Source organism: Rhizobium sp. R711, assembly GCF_002211365.1.
Taxonomy (GTDB): Bacteria; Pseudomonadota; Alphaproteobacteria; order Rhizobiales; family Rhizobiaceae; genus Rhizobium.
Genome location: NZ_LOKZ01000001.1, coordinates 538,518 through 556,028, shown reverse-complemented (window position 1 = coordinate 556,028; position 17,511 = coordinate 538,518). Strand labels below are relative to the sequence as shown.

At 59.1% G+C, this 17,511-nt stretch carries 14 protein-coding genes and 1 pseudogene; 7 read left to right on the top strand and 8 right to left on the bottom strand.

The features are described from left to right. Window position 1: 1 nt before the first annotated feature. The 7 genes and pseudogenes from ATY80_RS02585 to ATY80_RS02555 all read right to left on the bottom strand — a co-directional run bounded on the left by ATY80_RS02585 (window position 2) and on the right by ATY80_RS02555 (window position 9,996). The gene (locus tag ATY80_RS02585; protein ID WP_088690910.1) at window positions 2-2,359 is read right to left on the bottom strand and encodes a SpoIIE family protein phosphatase; all 2,358 of its coding nucleotides are present in this window, start codon (window positions 2,357-2,359) and stop codon (window positions 2-4) included. After that, on the bottom strand, window positions 2,356-3,534 hold the full coding sequence (locus ATY80_RS02580; protein ID WP_088690909.1) for a class I SAM-dependent methyltransferase: 1,179 nt from the start codon (window positions 3,532-3,534) through the stop codon (window positions 2,356-2,358). Before ATY80_RS02580 ends, ATY80_RS02585 begins: the two co-directional genes overlap by 4 nt. Further along, entirely contained in the window at window positions 3,531-3,989 is a 459-nt protein-coding gene (locus ATY80_RS02575) for a ubiquinone biosynthesis methyltransferase UbiE (RefSeq protein ID WP_189637091.1), read from the bottom strand. The genes ATY80_RS02580 and ATY80_RS02575 overlap by 4 nt, the downstream gene beginning before the upstream one ends. Before the next feature lie 59 nt (window positions 3,990-4,048). Next, entirely contained in the window at window positions 4,049-5,791 is a 1,743-nt protein-coding gene (locus ATY80_RS02570; RefSeq protein WP_088690907.1) for an EAL domain-containing protein, read from the bottom strand. 428 nt (window positions 5,792-6,219) lie between these two features. Then, window positions 6,220-6,350: pseudogene (locus ATY80_RS29375) on the bottom strand (LysR family transcriptional regulator); the annotation flags it as partial. 364 nt (window positions 6,351-6,714) lie between these two features. After that, window positions 6,715-7,911 (bottom strand): 2-oxo acid dehydrogenase subunit E2, encoded by a 1,197-nt coding sequence (locus ATY80_RS02560; protein ID WP_088690905.1) that lies wholly within the window; start codon window positions 7,909-7,911, stop codon window positions 6,715-6,717. Between the two features lie 3 nt (window positions 7,912-7,914). Further along, window positions 7,915-9,996, bottom strand: coding sequence for a transketolase C-terminal domain-containing protein (locus ATY80_RS02555; RefSeq protein ID WP_088690904.1), 2,082 nt, complete (start codon window positions 9,994-9,996; stop codon window positions 7,915-7,917). 345 nt (window positions 9,997-10,341) lie between these two features. On the opposite strand from ATY80_RS02555, the gene ATY80_RS02550 reads away from it, so the two are divergent. The 4 genes from ATY80_RS02550 to minE all read left to right on the top strand — a co-directional run bounded on the left by ATY80_RS02550 (window position 10,342) and on the right by minE (window position 12,669). Then, window positions 10,342-10,479 carry a DUF1127 domain-containing protein gene (locus tag ATY80_RS02550; protein WP_088690903.1) on the top strand — a complete coding sequence of 46 codons (138 nt, stop codon included), beginning with the start codon at window positions 10,342-10,344 and terminating at the stop codon, window positions 10,477-10,479. Between the two features lie 359 nt (window positions 10,480-10,838). After that, window positions 10,839-11,561: a septum site-determining protein MinC gene (gene minC, locus ATY80_RS02545; RefSeq protein ID WP_088690902.1), complete on the top strand. Its 723-nt coding sequence runs from the start codon at window positions 10,839-10,841 to the stop codon at window positions 11,559-11,561. A gap of 32 nt (window positions 11,562-11,593) precedes the next feature. Beyond that, the gene (minD, locus tag ATY80_RS02540) at window positions 11,594-12,412 is read left to right on the top strand and encodes a septum site-determining protein MinD (protein ID WP_088690901.1); all 819 of its coding nucleotides are present in this window, start codon (window positions 11,594-11,596) and stop codon (window positions 12,410-12,412) included. After that, window positions 12,409-12,669 (top strand): cell division topological specificity factor MinE, encoded by a 261-nt coding sequence (gene minE, locus ATY80_RS02535; protein WP_088690900.1) that lies wholly within the window; start codon window positions 12,409-12,411, stop codon window positions 12,667-12,669. Before minD ends, minE begins: the two co-directional genes overlap by 4 nt. Window positions 12,670-12,726: 57 nt before the next feature. On the opposite strand, the gene ATY80_RS02530 is transcribed toward minE, so the two are convergent. Continuing rightward, window positions 12,727-13,320, bottom strand: coding sequence for a TetR/AcrR family transcriptional regulator (locus ATY80_RS02530; RefSeq protein ID WP_088691468.1), 594 nt, complete (start codon window positions 13,318-13,320; stop codon window positions 12,727-12,729). A 231-nt stretch (window positions 13,321-13,551) separates the two neighbouring features. On the opposite strand from ATY80_RS02530, the gene ATY80_RS02525 reads away from it, so the two are divergent. The 3 genes from ATY80_RS02525 to ATY80_RS02515 are packed head-to-tail and all read left to right on the top strand — an operon-like array spanning window position 13,552 to window position 17,296. After that, window positions 13,552-14,025, top strand: coding sequence for a (2Fe-2S)-binding protein (locus ATY80_RS02525; RefSeq protein ID WP_088690899.1), 474 nt, complete (start codon window positions 13,552-13,554; stop codon window positions 14,023-14,025). Then, window positions 14,025-15,008, top strand: coding sequence for a xanthine dehydrogenase family protein subunit M (locus ATY80_RS02520; RefSeq protein WP_088690898.1), 984 nt, complete (start codon window positions 14,025-14,027; stop codon window positions 15,006-15,008). The genes ATY80_RS02525 and ATY80_RS02520 overlap by 1 nt, the downstream gene beginning before the upstream one ends. Beyond that, window positions 15,005-17,296 carry a xanthine dehydrogenase family protein molybdopterin-binding subunit gene (locus tag ATY80_RS02515; RefSeq protein WP_088690897.1) on the top strand — a complete coding sequence of 764 codons (2,292 nt, stop codon included), beginning with the start codon at window positions 15,005-15,007 and terminating at the stop codon, window positions 17,294-17,296. The genes ATY80_RS02520 and ATY80_RS02515 overlap by 4 nt, the downstream gene beginning before the upstream one ends. Window positions 17,297-17,511 lie beyond the last annotated feature (215 nt).

Below are 17,511 nucleotides of genomic sequence, written 5' to 3'. Positions count from 1 at the left end.
ATTACCTATGCCGCATGACAACCAACGTGATGTCATCATGTATTTTTTGTGTTCCGATATAGGCCATCAACCCGTCGATAATGCCGTCCTTTACCTCCTCGGCGGTTTGGCCGTGCAAGCGCTGAGCGCTTTGACAAAGCCGATCGATACCGAACAACTCGCCCCGTGTGTTTTCGGCTTCCGTGACACCGTCCGTGTGAAGCACGATGAGGTCGCCCTTCTCGAAGGCTATCTCGCGGGTATCGACAAAAGGCGAAATATCCGATTCAAGTCCAACCGGTAGGCCGAGGTCACCGGTATCGATCCGCTCGACCTCGCCAGTCTGGCGAATGACAATCAGATCCTCATGCTGTCCGGAAATTGTGAGGCGCTCACCATCGTAGTCGAGAAAAGACAGGCTGAGGTGCTTGTTGGTCCTCGTCCGCTCGATATTCTTGAAGATTGCCCGGTTGAGATGTGCGAGGAATTTCGAAGGATCCGTTTCGCCAGCCTCCAGCAAGGCTCGCGCGACCGATTGCACCATCAGCATCAACACGCCGCTTTCAAGGCCGTGACCTGTAACGTCACCAATGCCGATCTTCAGGCTCCTGCCATTTTGCAGGACGTCGTAGTAGTCGCCGCCAACCTCGTCAGCAGGACGCATGTAGGCGGCAATCTCCAGATGCGCAACGGCGCCGAGCTCGCTTGCGCGCGGCAATACCATCATCTGGATATGCCTGGCCACATCGAGTTCGGCGCCCAGCCGCAGGTTTTCGCTCTTCAGCTGCGTATTCAAGACCGAGATTTCTTCCTTTGCCGCTTCGATCTCCTTGGTGCGCTCCTCGACCAGATTTTCGAGGTTCTCGGTGTGGAAGCTGATCTGTTCGGCCATGCGATTGAAGGCAAGTCCGGCCTGGGCGACCTCATCCTTGCTGGTGATCGCCACACGCACTGAATAGTCCTTCGCTTCAATGCGCTTTGCGGCGGCCGCCAGAGCACTGATCCCGCTGGTAATGCGCTTGGAGGCGGCAAATACCGCAATCGCAACGATGAGCAATGACACGAGCACTGCGAGGATCTGGTAGAGCAGAATGCGGTTGGTTGCCCGCGCTATCTGTTCCCTGGCAGCGATAAGCGAGGCGTAAATCTCCCGCTCCGGTACGACAATGCCAAGCGACATGACCTCGCGCTGAACGGGCCCCTTGACCCATAGATTGGATGGACGAAGCTGCTTGGTGACCACCAGATAGGGCACGTCCTCGCCGTTTTCGCTGAGTGAAATGTGTTGAACGACGCCATCGGCGTCGAGCGGAAGCGAGGCGATGGCTTTTTGCGAACTTTTTCGCAGCGAGCGGTCAACCCCGGTTACGCCTTGGTTGGTCGCCTCGCTTGCCGCGCGCAAGCCGATGATCTTTTCTCCAGTTCGGTTGATTGCGGCAACATTGCCGTTTGACATGGCGAGGAAGCCGAAACCGCTTTCTGCGACCTTCACGTGTTCCACGATTTCGGCCAGCTGATCGAGCGTTATATCCGCGCCGGCGATCCCGGCTACGTCGCGGCGGTCGGCCGTCCACAGAGGGTGGAAGAAACTGACGATCAGCTTGCCTGTGATGGCATCCGTGTAGGGGGCAGTCTGGGTGATGTCTTCGGGCACGGGGCGCGAGGCTGGATTGCGCGCCCACTGCTGCCAGGACTCGTAGATGCCAGGAAAGAAGAAGTCCCAGAAGTTCGCCCCATTGTGGCCGGGATAGAGCTTGTCGAAGGTCTGCGCCTGATCTGTATAGGGAGCCGTCCTAAAGATCGGCCGCTCTTTCGGGCCGATATAGTACATCTGAAGCTTGGAGGCCCCGTTTTGCAGGAGGTTCGGGGCCACGAGATCAAGAACGGCGCTGGTTTCGATGTCGGCCTGCACTTGCGGCAGCGGACGATGATCCTTGTCGAGAAGGTAACCCCAGACACTGACGACGGATGGTGAACCGGGTGCGTTCTGGGCCCAGCCGCCGGCGCTGTCGAAAGCGACGGTTACAGCATCGGGATCAGCTTTGGCCATTGCCGCCCCGATCACATTGTTTCTCGTCGGCCGATCGATCTGCGCCTGTAACACGCCGGCAAGTGCCTTGACGTCGGAATGCACCTGGTCGAGAAGCAGGCCAACCTGCGCAACCGTCGAATCGGTGGACGAGCGGATATAATCCTGGCTTGCCCTTTCAAGGCCTTCGCCGACCTGAGTGGTCGCGTCGCGCGACAGCCGTTGCACGTTCCAGAGCGCAAGGCTGCCGCTGACAAGAAGGTCAAAAAGCACGGCGCCGCCGACGACGATGATGAATTTCGTCCGAAACGAACGCAATCCGAGGCTTGGCTTTGTTGACGTACCAGTCATAGCGGCTTTTGCCCCGAAGCTGCCCAGATAGGCCAGCCGGTATAGCCTCTCGGGTGAAGTGCCGCAAAGATATGATCCCTGAAGCCCTGCCGGAATCGTGCGATGAACTCAGGAGAGTCGCCGCGCCTGACGGACATCTCGCCTGCGTAGACATCCTCCCATGCTTCGATGACGTCCGCAAACTCCTGTGGGTCGCCGTCGAGGTTGGTGACCATGAAACTTTCGATCCTCACATCCTCGAAACCAGTATCCAGCAACAGGCGCGAGCCCTTCGGTCCCATTTCCACGTCCATGTCGAAATGGCGGAAGAGCTTGGCAACCTCGTTATAGGTCCACTGAATGCTATCGGCGCGTGGCTCGCCCAGGCAATGAGAGTTCTTTTCGTTCGTGATATAGACCCGGCCGCCTGGCTTGCATATCCGATAAAGCTCCCTCAAGAGGAGTTCGGGCCGGTCGAAGATCTGCAGGGAGTGCCGGCACGTCACAAAATCGAACTGGTCGCTTTCAAACAGCATCTGCGATGCATCGCCATAGGTGTATTCGATATCGCGGACACAGAAGTCGTCCGCAACAGAGCGCGCATAGTCGAGGCTTGCCGTGGAATGGTCGAGCGCCACGATTCTCGCCGGATCGAATTCCTTCCTGACAAGCATCGCGAAATCACCGATGCCACAGCAAATGTCGGCGATTGCCATGCCGCCGCGCAGTCCATGACGCGGCAAAATTTCCCGTTCGTGACGCCATGTCATTTTTGTCTGGGTCCGGAGAATCGGGATAAAGCTCTTGTCCTCGACAAATGTCTGACCTGGATAAAAGGCAGAGTCATAGATCTCCATGGAGATATTCGGCGAGAGCTCGTTCAGATGCCGAAACATCTGCGTCGCCCAGGTGACAACACTCGATGTGAGAACCACAATCTTGAGTTCCGGCCGCGATCGGGAGGCGTCGACCAGGACCCGCGCCAGGGCGCGGAATGCCATGCTGTTCATATGCGTGACGCGTTTCAAATTGACGTAGAAGACCCCTTGGACCGTTTCAATCTTGTCTCGCAGCAGCAAAAGATCATCCGCGATGTCGGCGACCGAGCGGGGCCGAAAAACGCCGGTTGCTGCAAATTCCTGATTGCTGGTATCGAATCTCGTCGTGAAGCCGGGTGACGAACTGTTCGGGGTCAATTGAGAAGCCTCGCAAGCGGTAGGTCGACCACGAAGGTGAGCGCGTCGGCTTTCGAAGCGCGCAACTCTATGTCTGCGTCATAGTTGACCGCCAATCCCAACAGGATTGCCTTCTCCAGGGGAACTGTCTCGTCGGCGATGACCTCCACGTAGTTTGCCAGATTTGCGCCGTATTTCAGAGCCTCGACAAGTTCAGAATAAAAGCGGTGCTGTTGCGACGGGCACGGAAAGCTCAGCTCGATGCGCTCGATTTGTTCATGACGATAAAAGGCGCATATCAGTGCACCCTCTTGCGCGTCCGAACGAAACGACATCTCGAGGAGCTCGTTAAGGGCCGAGGAAAGAAGGTTGGAATGGCGCAGCGGATCACGGCGGTCATGACTGACCATTCGGGCGACATAGTTCGAGAGCTGGTCGCAATGCAGCCAGTCGGCGGTGAAGGTTGCCATTTCCATTTCCAGATTGAGGAGTTGCTGGAAAGCCGCCTCTGCCGTCGCCGTCGCCTCCTGCTTTTTCAACCCGCACCTCCTTGGCCGATCGCCATCCCGGCCCCCTCCGGTCCCGTCATGGCTCTCGACCCGCCGCTGTTGCCCCGCCGCACTTTCGGCGGACCGAGGAATTGGCCAATACGATCCACATGCATCGGTGGGCTCAGGAAGTGCCCCTGCAGTCTGTCACAACCCTCCTCCAAGAGCCATGCGGCCTGTTCGGCCGTCTCCACCCCTTCGGCCGTGACGCGCATGCCGAGCCCGTGGGACAGGGCAATGACGGACCGCACGATCGTCCGGCTCTTTTCGTCGCCCATGAGATCGTTGACGAAATACTTGTCGATCTTGATATTATCGAAGGGAAAATTCTTCAGATAACTTAAGGATGAGTACTCCGTCCCAAAGTCATCGAGGGATATTTGGATGCCAAGGACGTTGAGGATGTTCAAGGTATCGAGATTGTTGGTGGTACGCTCCAGAAGGACGGTTTCGGTAATTTCGAGTTCCAGACGTTCGGCGGGAAAGCCGATAAGATCGAGCGTTTGCGACACGCGGTCCGTGAAGCCTGCTGTCAAGAACTCCGCCGGGGATAGATTGACCGCAACTGTGTAATGGTCCGGCCAGTTCAGAGCCTGCCGACACGCCTCTTCAAGCGCCCATTGGCCGATTTCGCTCATTAGCCCATCGGCCTCTGCCATCGGGATGAACGCGATCGGAGGAATCACACCGAGCCTTGGATGGCGCCAGCGCAACAGAGCCTCGAAGCCGGTCACCGTGCGTGAACGGTCGAAAAGAGGCTGATATTCGAGGAAGAACTCGCCATGCTGGAGCGCGACCCGGAGGCTGCGCCTTAGCAACTCCCGCTGTTCCAGCACCACCAACATGCTGGGGTCAAAGGTTCGCGCGCGACGGCGTCCCTCCTTTTTGGCAGCGTAGAGCGCGACGTCGGCCGCTTTCATCAATTGCTCGCCCTCATCACCATCGCGAGGCGCAATCGCAATGCCGATACTGGCTCCGACAAAGACAGTGATACCGTCTACGACGAACGGCTTTTTGAATTCCCCAACCAGTGCATCAGCCAGCCGCTCCGCCTTCCCCGGCTGCTCTTGAGCCGTCTGTATGATTGCGAATTCGTCTCCGGCAAGACGAAAGGCTGTCTCGTCCATGCCGAGCACGCTCCGGATCCGGCCGGCGGCAAGCTTCAGAACAATATCTCCAGCGCCGTGCCCAAGCGTGTCGTTGACCGGCTTGAAGTCGTCCAGGTCGATCTGCATCAGCGCAAGACCGCTCTTGTCGTTGGTAGGGAGAAGCCGCCCCAATTCATCGCTAAACTGCCGGCGGTTGGGCAGTCCCGTCAGCACGTCGTGGGTTGCCTGATGCAGAAGCAGCGCTCGTTCCTGCTCGTGCGCCGTTGCCGTCTCGTTGCGATCGGCAGCGCCGATCTCGACGATGGCCAATCCCTCCTTGGCCGGCAACAGCAGCAGGTCATAGCGATCGTCTGTCGATGCAGCCAATCGAACGGATTGCGGACGGCCGGTGCTGATGACGCGTTGTACGAGATCTGCGGCGGGAGGTTTTGCCAGCGCTGGATAGATATCACCCAACTTCGTTGGCGACTGCTCACTGAAGGCCGAGCGCGCCGCGAGCTTTTCGGACCAATCGACAAGAACGAGATCAAGATCCCAAAGCGAGAAGGCTGCCTCCGCGCGGCGAAAGAATTCGGATCCTTGTGGAACCAGCTTAGGCCAATTCGCACGATTTTCCGGCATATGGGTTAAGCCTCCTCGTTGCGCCTGCGCCTAAGTGCGATAAATCCCCACCAATGCGGAATCAGTCATTTGTATAACAGCTAGCGCATGCCGTGTTGTAGTCAATCAAAAACGCTACCATAGGGCACCATTGTGCCTATTCATCTGTTGAAGATGTGGAATGTACGCAAAGATTGCCCTCACGGTCATGAGAACGACCACACGAGAGCAACGGCCACGCCGCCAGCAGTCTTTGCGTTGGAGCACTCACATGTTCGCGCTTATGTGCCCGCAAATTCTTGGGATCTAAGGGTCTGTCTTGATGCGATCGCCCGGCTGCAGTCGTGACCGGCGTCGGATAAATGTGGCTGAATACCGCATGTCGACAATCTGGCCGATCGCACCTCCGCCATCAGCAAGTGCAGTGATACCTGCCTTATGCGAGGCATTTAGGCGGGGAATTCGCGCAGGCACTTCATCACTTCCCGCAGCCTTTGGTGAGGTGCTTGTCCCGTGGCAAGACAATACCGAGTTGACGCATGAGGCGTGGCCTGACCGGCGACGTCGTGAGAAATCCCGAGCCCTTGCTTCAAGGCAAGAGAGAAAATGTCGACAGACCTCAGGACGGAACTGGATTGGAAACGCGATGGCGCTTCACTGCGAAGCGCTCTCGCAGACGTGCTGGCGTTTCTGTCTTCGCACTTGGAGAAAGGTCGAAGCCGACAAGCGATCGCGCAAGCGACCAGGGATCAGCTTGAAGATATCGCATGACGCCGCAAGAGGCTTCGGTCGAGATCGGGAAATCCTGGTTCTGGATGTCGGTACCTCCACCAGTCCGCCATGCGTGGCACATAAATCCGGCACTGACCGTCCGCCAGCCAAGTGACGGCAAAGCGCCGTCACTTCCTTATGCGCCCCTTTTTCTTTTTTGCGCAGTACCGATGCTACCCGCGCCAACCTTCCAGGGTTTCGACGAAGCGCATCAGCCAGGCATTTGTCTGATGCGCGTCAATCGCGCGATGGTCGATTGTCAACGATACATAGGCCATCGGTCTGATCTGGATGGTATCGACACCGTCGACCTCGCGAACGACAACACGCTTTTCCACCTTTCCGACGCCGAGGATCGCCGATTGCGGCTGGTTGATGATGATGGGGGTTGCGACCAACGAGCCCGATACGCCATGATTTGAGATGGTAAACGTGCCGCCGCCCATGTCCGCTTTGGTGAGGCCGCCCGCCCTTCCGCGGTTCGTTAGTTCCTGAAGTTTGGCGGCGATGGCAGACAGTGAAAGATTCTGTACCTGCTGGACCACCGGAACGACCACCCCCCTGTCACCGAGCGCCATGCCGATGCCGATGTTGATATCGTCGAAGATCTCCAGATGATCGTCATGCCAACGGCTGTTGATCTCAGGCACGGCCTGCATGGCCGCCACGCAGGCGCCAACGACATAGGCGGTATAGGAAAGGTTGATCCCCTCGGCTGCAAACGCTGCCCGGTTGCTTTCGCGATGCTTGATGACTGCGGTGAAATCCGTCTCGAAGATTGATGTGACATGCGGGGCCGTTGTGATCGATTCCAGCATGTGCCGGGCGATCGAGAGCCGCATCGGCGTATGGGCAACCATGCGCGAGCGAGAGCTGATCGGATCGCGGGCTACGATACGAGACCCGGATGGCTCTTGATCGCTCGGCTGCGCTGCCTGAACCGCGGCATCGATGTCGGCGCGTGTCACGCGACCGTCCTTGCCGGTGCCGGCCACTTTGGCAGGATCGATACCGTATTGCTTTGCGGCGCTTCGAACTGAGGGCGAGAAGCGTTCGCTGCCAGCGTATCCTGTGTCGCCAGAAGCCGAGCGCCGGGCCTCCGGCCGGCGAACCTCGCCGGCGGGCGCTGCATTCAGACGAATACGACCGAGAACTGAACCCGGCACGACATCGGCGCCTGAGGCCATGACAATCTCGTCTAGGATTCCGGCTGCGGGTGCAGAAATCTCCTGCGTGACCTTGTCGGTTTCAAGCTCGACGAGCGGATCGTCCAGCGCGACAGTGTCTCCAGGTTGCTTCAGCCAGTTGCGCACAACTGCCTTCGTGCCCTCCTGCTCGGCGGGGACGAGGACTTCGGCGAAATCGACCATGTTTCAGTACTCCAAGAGCGTCGTGATTTTCTGTCTGATGCGGTCGGCCGATGGCAGCGCCCAATCGAGGAGGGCTGGGTTATGGGGGCTCGGGATATCTGGCATCGTCAATCGCGAGACCGGCGCGTCCAGATCGATAAACGCTTCGTCCGCAACAACGGCGGCAATTTCCGCGCCGAAGCCAGCCGTTCCAAGATCCTCATGGACGATCAGACAACGCCGTGTGCGGCGAACTGATGAAATGACGCTTTCGTGATCCCAGGGCATCAAGGTACGAAGATCGATGACATCGGCGTCAATGCCGTCAGCCGCCTCCTCGCAACGCGGAACCATCGCGCCCCAGGTCACGATCGTGATCGCATCGCCTTGGCGTGTGAACCGCGCCTTTCCAAAGGGAAGGGCATAATTGTCACCGGGGTAGGGTCGGCGTGCCCACTGATGATCAAGCATGGCACGGTGCTCGAAGAAGATCACCGGATCGTTGCCGCGCAACGCAGTGCGTAAGAGCCCGACGGCATCTTCTGCGTTCGAGGGAACGGCGACCTTCCAGCCTGGTTGATGGACAAAGGCGACCTCGTTTGTCTGGCTATGCCAAGGATCGCCACACTTGAAGAAGCCACCGGGCATGCGCAGGACCACGGGCGCCGCGAAGCGGTTGTTGGTGCGCCACCGTATCGTGCCGCAGTCGTTAATCTGTTCCGTTGCGGGCTCTGCATATTTCCGGAACTGAATTTCTGGAACAGGAACAAGCCCGGCAAGCGCCATCCCGACTGCGCGCCCGACGATGCCTTCTTCCGAGAGCGATGTGTCGAAGACCCGTTCCGTGCCGAACTTTTCCTGGAGCCCCAGCGTGACGGCGTGGACCCCGCCCTTTGCACCGATGTCCTCGCCAAACAGGACCACACGCTCGTTGATCGTCAGTTCATGCTCGAGCGTGCGCCTGATCGCCGTGACCATATTGACGCGCTGGCCATCCGCCACCATCTCGGCGCTGCATTCAGGGGGCTGGTAGCCGTCGCTGTGCTGGCCACCCATTGTCTGCATTGCGCCCTCGAAGAACACATGTCGGGTGACGGTTTCGACGGGTGCCACGCCACGGCCTTCCGCCTCGAAACGCGCTCGTTCTGCGTTGTCGCTTGCCTCAAGCCTGCAGGCTTCCCAATCATCAGCAGTCATCACCGATGGAACGAGGTAGTCCCGCAGACGTGGCAGCGGATCGCGAGCCCATTCTGCCTTGACGGCAGCTTCGCTCTTATAGGACTGCGTATCCTGGAAGCTGTGACCCTCCAGTCGTGGAACTGTCAGCCGCAAGAGCGCGGGCATTCGATGCTCGCGAACGAAGCAGACGGCTTGCTGCGTGAGGCGAGCCACATCGGCGGGATTGCAGCCGTCACCTTCGAAGATTTCAAGGTCGCGCCAGCTCGCGAGATTGGCCGCGATGTTTCCGCCGGGCGTCTGCACATCAGAGGGTACGGAGATTCCGTAGCCGTTATCTTCGACATAAAACAGCATCGGCAGCTTCTGCGTCGTCGCTATTGTCAGCGCCGACCAGAAGCCGTTTGACGCGACCGAACCATCACCACCAAGGACGACTGCAATCGCCCCACGGTATTCGGGCTTTCCAAGCACGGCCGCGTGGTACTGCAGCGCCTGCGCCCAGCCGGCGGTAGGCGTGTATTGGGCGCCGACGCCGCCACACATCGGCAAAGCAGAGGCTCCGTCGCTGTTTGGATAGTTGAAGACCACACCAATATCGCGGCCATCGGAGTAACCGCCGGCGCGGCCCATTGCAGAACCGAGCGCATCGGCCGGGTCGACACCGAGCGAAAGAAGCAGCGGGCGCGAGCGATAATAGCCGCAGGTGGCGTCGTGGCGGTTCGTCAGTTGCAGGCCGAGGATGATCTGCGCCATGTCATGGCCGCGGGCAGAGAATTGATAGAGCACCTTTTTCTCAGGAACGAGCCGCATCTCCTCCATCTCGTCAAGAATGCGCGAAAGGTGCAGGAGGTAGGTCACGCGTTGCCAGTCAATTCCTTCATCGGGTGCGTTCCTGCCACGCAAAAGTAATGCCGTTGCCTGCGCCATCTTCGATCCTCCGAAATATTTGAAAAGTTTAGTACGGCATGGCAGCGAATGCGTTTCAGTTTTTGGGTAAAAATCGCATTTGGTGAAATGTTGATTTCACCATTCCCGGGAAATTGCCGAGGTTCATTTCGAAACGCTTGTTCCGAGTTCCCTGGGTATCCGAGGTTCTGCACCGGGGCGCTGGTGCATTGGGGGAAACAACGTTTGCGGCAGGATCCAAGCGTCTTACCCTCCTCAACCTCAAGGTCGAGCTTGCAAATTCGAGATGCCTCTTATGCGGTTTTTGAAGTGCTCATGGAAGGAGCGATGAGCTATATAATTGTGCAACGCACAAGGAGATATGACATGAAAATAGGCAGCAGGATCGGAGAATTTCTTCAGCTCCGCAAGGCATACCGGGATCTTTCCAGATTAGACGACGCAGCACTGAAGGACATCGGCGTTACCCGCGGCGATATCAAGCGCCTGGTTTATGGTCGCTAAGACATAGAGAAGACGAAAAGATCAAGGCCCGCCCGCGCGGGCCATTGTCATTTTTGGGTGTAACATTACCCTGGCGGATGGTTGTTGCCGATCGGCGCATTCCTCATGTTCCGACCCGGTCCTCGGCCGGCAGGCGCGCGCTTGAACCTATCGAAGCGAGTTCAGTGCCAGGCCGGCCTCGAGCAAAAAATTCCCACCAAGACTTGGCTGCCTGCGATGCTGTGTCGAGCGCGCATCAGACACCGGCTTGCAGGGTTTGCCCTGCACGAATTGAGACCTGTTAACGATCCGGGCGTCAGAAATTAACCATTTGTTAACCAAATCAGAATTAGAAATTGGTCAACGATTTCTTAACCTAGATGACCAAAGTGCTAACAGACGCTCGCTCGATCCGCATCAAGGGCCGCTCCTTCCTGGCGGTCATGCTTTCGCCAGATCTTCCCTTCGATGACTGGCTGATAAGACTAGACGATCTTGCCGCCCGCTCCGCCGGCTTCTTCCTGGGGCGACCGGTCGTGCTTGATGTCGGTGACCTGGAGATCGACCGGGCCCAGCTCAAGGGCTTGATCGGTGAGTTGGCGCAGCGCAACGTCAGCATCATGGGGATCGAGGGTTGCCGGCCTTCGCTGATCGGGCCTGGTATGCCGCCGGCACTCAAGGGTGGGCGGCCGGTCTCGGACTTCGAGGTGCCGCAGCAGGAGCCGGTCATCGATGTGCGCACACAGCCAGCGGCCGTTGAAGCCCGACCGGCGCTGCAGTCGATCGTCATTCGCGAGCCGATTCGCTCCGGTCAGTCGCTGATTTTTCCTGAAGGCGACGTCACGGTCATCGGTTCGGTCGCATCCGGTTCGGAAATTATCGCAGGTGGTTCGGTTCATGTCTACGGAACGCTCAGGGGGCGCGCGATGGCGGGATCGGTCGGGAATACTTCGGCACGCATTTTCTGTCGCAAGCTCGAGGCCGAACTGGTTGCGATCGATGGCATCTACAAAATGGCCGAAGACATAGCGCCGAACCTTCGCGGGCAGGCTGTTCAGCTCTGGTTGGAAGGCGACTCGATCAAGGCAGAGAAACTTATCTAGGCCCGAAGCTGGCTATCACACAGGAGAGAAAGATGGGGAAAGTCATCGTCGTCACTTCGGGCAAGGGCGGAGTGGGCAAGACCACATCCACCGCAGCCCTCGGAGCGGCCTTAGCACAGAGGAACGAGAAGGTCGTGGTGGTCGACTTTGATGTCGGCCTGCGCAATCTTGATCTCGTCATGGGCGCTGAGCGCAGGGTCGTCTACGACCTTGTCAATGTCATCCAAGGCGATGCCAAGCTGTCCCAGGCGCTGATCCGCGACAAGCGGTTGGAAACGCTCTTCCTGTTGCCGGCCTCCCAAACGCGCGACAAGGACAACCTTACAGCCGAGGGCGTCGAGCGCGTGATCAACGATCTCAAGCGCCATTTCGACTGGATCATCTGCGACAGCCCCGCCGGAATCGAGCGTGGTGCGACGCTTGCGATGCGTCATGCCGATGTGGCCGTGGTCGTCACGAACCCCGAGGTTTCGTCCGTTCGCGACTCCGATCGCATTATCGGCTTGCTGGACTCAAAGACTGCCAAGGCCGAGCGCGGCGAGCGGATGGAAAAGCATCTGTTGCTGACGCGCTACGACGCCAGCCGTGCTGACCGCGGTGACATGCTCAAGGTCGATGACGTATTGGAGATCCTCTCCATTCCGCTGCTTGGCATTATTCCAGAAAGCACGGATGTGCTGCGCGCCTCCAATATTGGTGCCCCAGTGACCCTGGCCGATAGCCGCAGCGCACCAGCCATGGCCTATTTCGATGCTGCGCGCAGACTGGCCGGCGAGGAACTGCCGGTCGTCGTCCCGGGAGAGAAGCGGGGCATCTTCGGCAAGATCTTCGGACGGAGGGCAGCTGCATGAGCATCTTCAGCTTCTTTGGCAAACAACGGACCGCACCGGCGGCCCGCGAACGCCTGCAAGTGCTGCTCGCGCATGAGCGGGTTTCGGCCGGATCCGATCTGATATCGCTGTTGCGCGAGGAAATTCTCGCCGTTATCGCCAAGCATGTGCAGGTCGACAGTGAAAGGGTTCGCGTGACGATGGATCGCGACGAGCACATGTCGATCCTCGAAATCGATGTGGAAATTCCGCTGGGCTCGAGCGTCCGGGCAGCATGAACTGAAGGCGGCGCCTGGAGCGCCGCTTCCCCTTTGCCACAAGGCCCGGCGGCAGCATTATTTCTTCGTCCGCAATCCGTCCATCAACAGGCCGATAAGCCGGTTCGAGCGATCCCGCCACTCCGGTGACGCCGGCAGGGAATAGATGCTCGAAAGGGCGTGCAGAAGGTCCGTCGTATCGATATCGTTTCGAATAAAGCCCTGATTTGCCGCTGTGCGCAGGAGCCCGTCGGCGGCTTCACGCAGAATGCCGCTGCCGTCTGCGAATAATGAGGCATTTGAGTCCATCAGGATTTTCAGGCTGCCCGCCATGCCTCGTTTGGCGGCGATGTACCCCACAAAACGACGCATCCATTCTTCCAGCGCATCGTCTGGCGGGTGGTTCGCCGCCAGCTCCCTTGCCGCCGTGGCGAGGCCTTCAAGCTCTCGGCGATAGACAACCTCGACCAAATGTTCGCGTGTCGGAAAGTGTCGATAGAGCGTGCCGATTCCAACACCAGCCCTGCGAGCAATGTCTTCCAAGGAGGTCTCAACGCCACTTTCCGCGAAGGCAGCTGCCGCGATTTCGATGAGTTTGTCGCGATTGCGCCGTGCGTCGGCGCGCAGCGGTTGCGGTTTGCGCGGTGCTGTCTTTGCCGGGGCCGAGGCCAAAATGAGCTCCAAGCACTTTCTGGGCTTGACGCGATGCGGCAGGCCACTAGATTAAACGGAGGCTCCTCCGTTTCATTGGGGGTGCCTTTTACCTCTTAATCCAGAAGGAGGCAGCATGTCATGTTGAAACGTGCCGGCTTGCTTGTCGCTGGGTCAGGTAGCGCGCGCAGCCGCGGCGACCACCCTCTTTCTGGATTACCCTTAATCTCGTGACGATGGCAGGAGCTTATCATGACACGGACGGTTCATCTCTCCCTGGACATCAATGGACGGCGGCATGAGCTCGATGTCGAACCGCGCACCATGTTGCTGGATGCACTGCGTGAGAAGCTTGGTCTCACCGGTACGAAGAAAGGCTGCGATCAGGGGCAATGCGGCGCATGCACCGTGCATGTCGACGACAAGCGCGTGCTTGCCTGTCTGACGCTTGCAGCTCAGGTGGAGGGGCGCAGCATCACAACCATTGAAGGGCTTTCGCCCGACAGCGGCGACCTGCATCCCGTCCAGATTGCCTTCCTGGAGCATGATGGTTTCCAGTGCGGCTATTGCACGCCCGGTCAAATTATGTCGGCCGTGGCCTGTATTCGGGAGGGACGGGCCGGATCCGATGACGAGATACGGGAATACATGGCCGGCAACCTCTGTCGCTGCGGTGCCTATAACCATATCGTCGCGGCTGTGCGCGATGCAGCGGAGATGGCGTGATGAAAGATTTCAGCTATTTCCGGGCCAGCTCGACCGACGAAGCGCGCCAACGTGCCGCGCAACCAGATGCGATGTTGCTTGCCGGCGGCACGACGCTTCTCGATCTTGCCAAATGTGGTGTCGCAGAACCCTCATCAGTCGTCGACATCAGCCATCTCTCGAGCTTGTCGCAGATCTGGGCTGATGCCGGTGGTGTAACAATTGGCGCGCTTGCGAAAATGGAAGATGTGGCCAGAAGTCCAGGGATCCGGGCAGACTACCCCGCCATTTCACAGTCGCTTTTGCTGGCGGCATCTCCACAGTTGCGCAACATGGCGACGATCGGCGGCAACCTTCTGCAGCGGACGCGCTGTCCCTACTTTCGCGATCCCGGAACCTTTTTTGCATGTAACAAGCGTAATCCCGGCTCCGGCTGTTCGGCGATCGGTGGTGTGACCCGCAATCAGGCGGTGCTTGGCACCAGCGAGGCCTGTATTGCCTGCTATCCAGGTGATCTTGCCGTGGCGCTGGTTGCCCTTGAGGCAACGATCGATCTCGGTGACCGCAAAGTTGCTGCTGATGATTTCTTCGTGCTTCCCGGCAGTACACCCGAACGCGAAACGCTCCTTGAACGTGGCGAGATGGTGATGGCCGTCAACATTCCCGCGTCAGCTGTCGCTAGAAACTCGACCTACCTCAAGGTCCGCGATCGCAAGTCCTATGAGTTCGCTGCCGCAAGTGCGGCCGTCGGTCTGGAGCTGGAGGCGGATGGCAAAACCATCCGCGACATTCGCGTCGCACTGGGTGGTGTTGCAACCAAGCCATGGCGGGCGCGCTCGGTCGAGAAAGCGCTGCTCGGGAAGGTTCTTGATGCCGGCACGGTCGGTGCCGCAAGCCGACTGGCCGTGGAGGGCGCCGTTGCTCATGGCGGAAATTCCTACAAGATCGAACTTGCGCCGCGTGTCGTGGCGCGCGCCATTTTGACGATGGGAGGTATCGCATGACCATCATGGAACCACGCAAGCGCGGCGATGCCTCGGACGGTACGATCGGCGGTCGCCTCTCGCGTTTCGACGGGCACATGAAGATCACCGGTGGGGCGACATATGCTTTGGAGCAGCCGGTCGAAGGGCTCGCCCACGCGGTCCTGGTAGAGAGCCGGATAGCTGCCGGTCAGGTTGTGAAGGTTGACGCCACTAAGGCACAGGCGGTGCCTGGCACGCTATTGGTGCTGACCCCCGATGTCGATCTTGGCCTTAAGATGGCGTCGGACTGGTACGGAAACCGGCCGGAAAACCAGCCTTATCATCCTTTGTCCAAGTATGTCACCTTCAATGGCCAGGCGGTCGCTGCCGTGATCTGTGAAACGCTGGAGCAGGCCGCCGAAGCTGCCCGACTGGTCGACGTCACGTATGAGGAAACGTCGGCTATCGTCAACTTCGATGATCCCAAGGCGGGCAAGGGAACTCCGATCGATGCGCTGACGGTTGCCTGGGGCAATGCGCAAGCCGCGCTTGCCATTTCACCTGTCCGCATCGAGGCTGAGTACCGAACGCCGCGCGAATACCACGTGGCGATCGAGCCGCATGGCCTTGTTGCAAAGTGGGACGGCGATCAACTGACGATCTGGGAACCCAGCCAGTGGACGCATGGGATGGCTCGTACCTATGCCGAATGGTACGGGCTGCCAAATGAGAACGTGCGCATTGTCTCACCATTTATCGGTGGAGGTTTCGGTTCCAAGGCCACCGCCTATGCCTACGGCGCCATCGCAACGGCAGCAGCCCGCAAGCTCGGTCGGCCGGTGAAGCTTGCTGTCACGCGCCCACAGACATTCACCGCCTTCGGCGGCCGCGCCGCGACCAGGCAGACAATCGCGCTCGGTGCCAACGCCGATGGGGTGCTGCAGTCGATTGTACATGAGGGGGCGAGTGAAACCGCCGTCTACGCTGATTTTCCCGAACAGACTAATGCGGCGACCCCGTTGATGTATGCGGTGGATAATTTCAGGGCGAAACACAGTCTCGTACCGGTGAACACGGTCATGCCCGGAGCGCTGCGCGCGCCGGGTAAGAACCCCAGTACCTTCGGTCTGGAATGCGCCATGGATGAGCTTGCCTATGCGGTCGGCGTCGACCCCGTCGAACTCAGGCTTCGCAACCACGCGGAGCGTGATCCGCAGTCCGACAAGCCGTGGTCGACCCGCCTTCTTCGCGAGGCGCTTTTAGAGGGTGGCGAGGCGTTTGGTTGGTCATGTCGCAGCTTTGCTCCGCGCTCGATGCGGGATGGCAGGCAACTCATCGGCTGGGGTGTGGCGTGCGGCACATTCCCGGTTCTGCGCGCATCGAGCGAGGCACTGATCCGGATCCATTCCGATGGCTCGGTGGACGTCGTCAGCGGCGCGATCGACATGGGACAGGGTACCTATACGATCCTTGCCCAGACCGCCGCTGAAGTGCTGGGCGTTCCTGCGGCAAGCATCAATGTGCTACTTGGCGATTCATCGCTCCCTGGTGCCACGGTTGCAGGCGGTTCGATGCTTGCCGGCGCCATCACAGGAGCCGTGCACAAGGCCGCGTCGGCGGCGCGCGACGAACTGATCGAACTCGCCCTCAACGACGCCGCCTCGCCCTTTCGCGAAACCGGAGCCAATACGCTCATGGTTGCGGATGGCCGGATCTTTGTGCCCCGCGACGGCGGATTGTCCGTCTCCATTGCGGAACTCATGACAGCCCTTGGCCGTGACAGCCTCGAAACACGGAAAAACACCCTTCCAGAGGAAGAGCAGGGGCCGGAGGGGCACAAGAAGGCATGGACGACCATGGCAAGCATCCAGGGGCCTACGGCGGGCGAGTACTCCATGCACAGTTGGTGCGCGCATTTCGTCGAGGTTAAAGTGGACGAAGACTTTGGCACGATCCGCGTTTCCCGCATGGTCTCTGCATTTGATTGCGGCAGGATTTACAACCCCAAACTGGCCGAGAGCCAGTGGCGGGGCGGCATCATCATGGGTATTGGTCAGGCGCTCCTAGAGGAAGGCTTGGTCGATCCGCGCAACGGGCGCGTCGTCAACAACAATCTCAGCGACTATCTCGTTGCAACCAATGCCGATATCCCACCGATCCAGGTAATCTCGGTCGGCATTCCGGACCTCAATGCTTCTATACTGGGAGGCAAGGGAGTCGGCGAGGTCGGGATCGTCGGTGTCGCCCCGGCTATCGCCAATGCTGTCTTTCATGCAACCGGCAAGCGTGTCCGTGACCTGCCGATAACGCTCGAAAAGCTGCTATGATGTTGAGTTGGTCAGCGCTTGCGTCGTTGCCGGGTGACGGACCCTGCAGCATCAAGCCCATGCGCAATCGCCGAGTTCTCGCGCACCCTGACTGGCATGCGCCTGCGCAAATTCTCGAACGCCCGATAGGAACACGCAAGGTCGTTGTCCTTCATCTGTCGATCGTCGGGTGAACCCAACACGCTCTCCAAGCGTTGAGCGCAAAGGCTTCCTCG

Bases quoted from the DNA above. Each gene is read 5' to 3' on its own strand.
- ATY80_RS02585 (WP_088690910.1), bottom strand. From the start codon at position 2,359: ATGACTGGTACGTCAACAAAGCCAAGCCTCGGATTGCGTTCGTTTCGG.
- ATY80_RS02575 (WP_189637091.1), bottom strand. From the start codon at position 3,989: ATGGAAATGGCAACCTTCACCGCCGACTGGCTGCATTGCGACCAGCTC.
- ATY80_RS02570 (WP_088690907.1), bottom strand. From the start codon at position 5,791: ATGCCGGAAAATCGTGCGAATTGGCCTAAGCTGGTTCCACAAGGATCC.
- ATY80_RS02560 (WP_088690905.1), bottom strand. From the start codon at position 7,911: ATGGTCGATTTCGCCGAAGTCCTCGTCCCCGCCGAGCAGGAGGGCACG.
- ATY80_RS02555 (WP_088690904.1), bottom strand. From the start codon at position 9,996: ATGGCGCAGGCAACGGCATTACTTTTGCGTGGCAGGAACGCACCCGAT.
- ATY80_RS02550 (WP_088690903.1), top strand. From the start codon at position 10,342: ATGAAAATAGGCAGCAGGATCGGAGAATTTCTTCAGCTCCGCAAGGCA.
- minC (WP_088690902.1), top strand. From the start codon at position 10,839: ATGACCAAAGTGCTAACAGACGCTCGCTCGATCCGCATCAAGGGCCGC.
- minD (WP_088690901.1), top strand. From the start codon at position 11,594: ATGGGGAAAGTCATCGTCGTCACTTCGGGCAAGGGCGGAGTGGGCAAG.
- minE (WP_088690900.1), top strand. From the start codon at position 12,409: ATGAGCATCTTCAGCTTCTTTGGCAAACAACGGACCGCACCGGCGGCC.
- ATY80_RS02525 (WP_088690899.1), top strand. From the start codon at position 13,552: ATGACACGGACGGTTCATCTCTCCCTGGACATCAATGGACGGCGGCAT.
- ATY80_RS02520 (WP_088690898.1), top strand. From the start codon at position 14,025: ATGAAAGATTTCAGCTATTTCCGGGCCAGCTCGACCGACGAAGCGCGC.
- ATY80_RS02515 (WP_088690897.1), top strand. From the start codon at position 15,005: ATGACCATCATGGAACCACGCAAGCGCGGCGATGCCTCGGACGGTACG.